Consider the following 2,652-nt stretch of genomic DNA (forward strand, 5'->3'; position numbering starts at 1 on the left):
CCCCGGCGCGCCGCCGCCTTCCGCCCCTGACGCCCCAGACCACGTCCACGCCCGATGATTGTCACTCGCCTGATCTCCGAGATCCTGTTCGGCTTCACCGGCCTGATTAGTATTATCAATCCGATCGGCAGCGCCTTTCTGTTTATCGAGCGCACCGAATCGCTGACCGAGCACGAGCGCGGCATCCTCGCGAAAAAGGTGGCGTTCAACGTATTCATCGTGCTGCTCGTCGCGTTCTTCGTCGGCACACCGGTACTGCATTTCTTCGGGATTTCGATGGAAGCGCTGCGGATCGGCGGCGGTTTCGCGGTCGCGGTGTCGGGCTGGCAAATGCTCAACAAGCCGGACGTGCCGGGCGGCGGCGACACGCCGGTCAAACCGATCGATACCGCCGGCGTGATGACGCGCGCGTTCTTTCCGCTGACCCTGCCGCTGACGGTCGGCCCCGGTTCGATCGCGACCGCGATCGCGCTGAATGCGAACCGCACGCACAAGCTGTCGGAGTTCATCCTGTCGAGCATCATGTCGATCGTGGTATCGGCGCTCATCGCGGTGGTGATCTGGCTGACCTACAGCCGCTCCGCGCTGCTTTCGCGCTATCTCGGCACCGAGGGCACCAAGGTCGCGATGCGCGTGTCGGCGTTTCTGCTGCTGTGCGTCGGCGTGCAGATCATGCTGACCGGCTTCTCCGAATTCCTGGTGCCGATCGCCGACCAGATCAAGTAAGCGTCGCCCGGCGGGGGCGCACCGCACGATACGGTCCATGCCCGCCGGTGCATGTCACGGCGGGTCGCCGTGCGCACCCGGGCCGATTGTGGCGGCCCGCGATCCATCCACTCATGTCACGCGAATCGGTCGACGTCGGGATGAAATGGCGTGCAATTGCATGATGATCCCGCGGAATGCGGATGCGCGCCGTGTCGCCATCCGATGACGTGGCCCGCGCATCGCGTCGCCGTCACTGGCCGGCCGTTTCGGTGAAGCTGTCGCCGGGCGGGATGTCGACGCGGTTGCGCGTGCGCATCCGCCGCCGGTACCAGAACGTCCACATCAGCAGGCCGCCGAATACCGCGTAGCTGATGATCGGCGAGACGACCAGCACGCGCTCGACCGGCCAGTTCAGAACCAGCCAGCAGCGCAGCGCCATCTCCAGGGTCAGCCCGGCGCCCCATGCGAGCGTCATCAGGCGCAGGGTTTGCCGAAGCAGCGGCTGCTGTTCCCAGACCGTCTCGAAGCGCGCGGCGCCGCCGGCCTGCTCGCGTGCGACGGTGGCCCGCGTGAGATAGAAGATCACCGGACGCTCGCGGACGAGCGACACCAGGAACACGATGCCGATCATGCCGGATGCGAGCGATTCGCGCATCAGCAGTGCGCGCGGATCGCCGCCGAGCGCCATCGCGCCGATCGACAGCGCGATGCCCAGCAGGACGATGAGGCTGAGGGCATCGACGCGCCGGGTGCGGATGAACTCGATGATCGACCAGATGACGGGCGGAATCGCCGACGCATAGAGCGCGCCGGTTTCGCCGAAATGCGGATGAGCCCAGCGGTAGGCGACCCAGGGCAGCAGGAGGTTGACGACGAGTTCCAGGATCAGGCCGGCTCTCGATTTCACGGCAGGAATTCCATGCGTGGAGCGCGTTAAGGGGCGGGGCGACTTGTGTTCGAGTATATATAAATTCGCCCGTCGCGGCGGCCCGCGACGCGTTCGCCGGCTGTCCGCGCGGCCGCGGTGACGTGGCTCGATGCGGGTTTCGGCGCGGGCCGGACGGCAGGCGCGGGAATTGTCCGGATTGACGAAGCGGCCGTTTTGTCCGCGGCGCATGCCGCCGCGCCCGGACGTTGAGTGCACACCTTCCGCGCGCGTGCATCGATGGGCGGTGACACGTTGCGTAGTCTATAAATTGATTCGTATCGGTGCTTGTCGGCCGGTGCCCGTGCGTCGTCTGTCACGGCATAACCATTGCGTCGGAGGTGCACCGTGGTCCGGCTAACGCTTGCCCGCACCTTGTTTCGTGTCATGGTCATCGGGGGCGTGGTCGCAGGCAGTGCGTGCCTCGCGTCCACGGCGGTCGCGGCAAACAATGCGCCGCCGATCGCGAAGGAGAAACGCGCCGCGTCCGTCAACCTGCCGGTGCCGGTCGATTTTCCCGCGATCGTCGAGCGCTACGGCCCGGCGGTCGTCTACATCAGCGCGAGCGCGCCGGAGCAGCCGGCGCCCGCATCGCCCTCCGGCGAAACCCTCGACCCGGACGATCCGCTCGCGGTCTTCTTCAGGCGCGGCGGGTCGCAGCCGCCGCCGGATACTGCGCCGCGCGCGGTCGCGGGCAGCGGATCCGGATTCATCGTCAGCGCCGACGGCTGGGTGTTGACGACCGCGCACGTGGTCGATCAGGCCGCCGAAGCGACGGTCCGCTTGACCGACCGGCGCGAATTCAGGGCGAAGATCCTGATGGTCGATACGCAAAGCGATGTCGCGGTGCTGCGCATCGATGCGGCGAAACTGCCGGCCGTCAGGCTCGGCGATTCGTCGCGCGTGCGTGCCGGCGAGCCGGTGATGACGATCGGTTCGCCCGACGGCACCGGCAACACCGTGACCGCCGGCATTGTCAGCGCGATCGCGCGCACGCTGCTCAAGAACCCGCCGATCCT

General features: G+C 67.0%; 3 protein-coding genes. 2 read left to right on the forward strand and 1 reads right to left on the reverse strand.

Annotated elements, in window-relative coordinates; genetic code table 11:
- Nucleotides 1-54 precede the first annotated feature (54 nt).
- Nucleotides 55-726 carry a MarC family protein gene (locus KH616_RS23930; protein WP_292253583.1) on the forward strand — a complete coding sequence of 224 codons (672 nt, stop codon included), beginning with the start codon at nucleotides 55-57 and terminating at the stop codon, nucleotides 724-726.
- Nucleotides 727-958: 232 nt separating this feature from the next.
- Here KH616_RS23930 and KH616_RS23935 read toward each other — a convergent pair whose 3' ends face one another.
- Nucleotides 959-1,615 (reverse strand): VC0807 family protein, encoded by a 657-nt coding sequence (locus tag KH616_RS23935; RefSeq protein WP_292253586.1) that lies wholly within the window; start codon nucleotides 1,613-1,615, stop codon nucleotides 959-961.
- Nucleotides 1,616-2,020: 405 nt separating this feature from the next.
- On the opposite strand from KH616_RS23935, the gene KH616_RS23940 reads away from it, so the two are divergent.
- Nucleotides 2,021-2,652: trypsin-like peptidase domain-containing protein (locus tag KH616_RS23940; RefSeq protein WP_292253589.1), on the forward strand; the 632-nt coding region annotated here is incomplete at its 3' end.

It is taken from the genome of Burkholderia sp., assembly GCF_018375725.1.
In the GTDB taxonomy this organism is placed as follows: Bacteria; Pseudomonadota; Gammaproteobacteria; order Burkholderiales; family Burkholderiaceae; genus Burkholderia.

Bases quoted from the DNA above. Each gene is read 5' to 3' on its own strand.
- KH616_RS23930 (WP_292253583.1), top strand. From the start codon at position 55: ATGATTGTCACTCGCCTGATCTCCGAGATCCTGTTCGGCTTCACCGGC.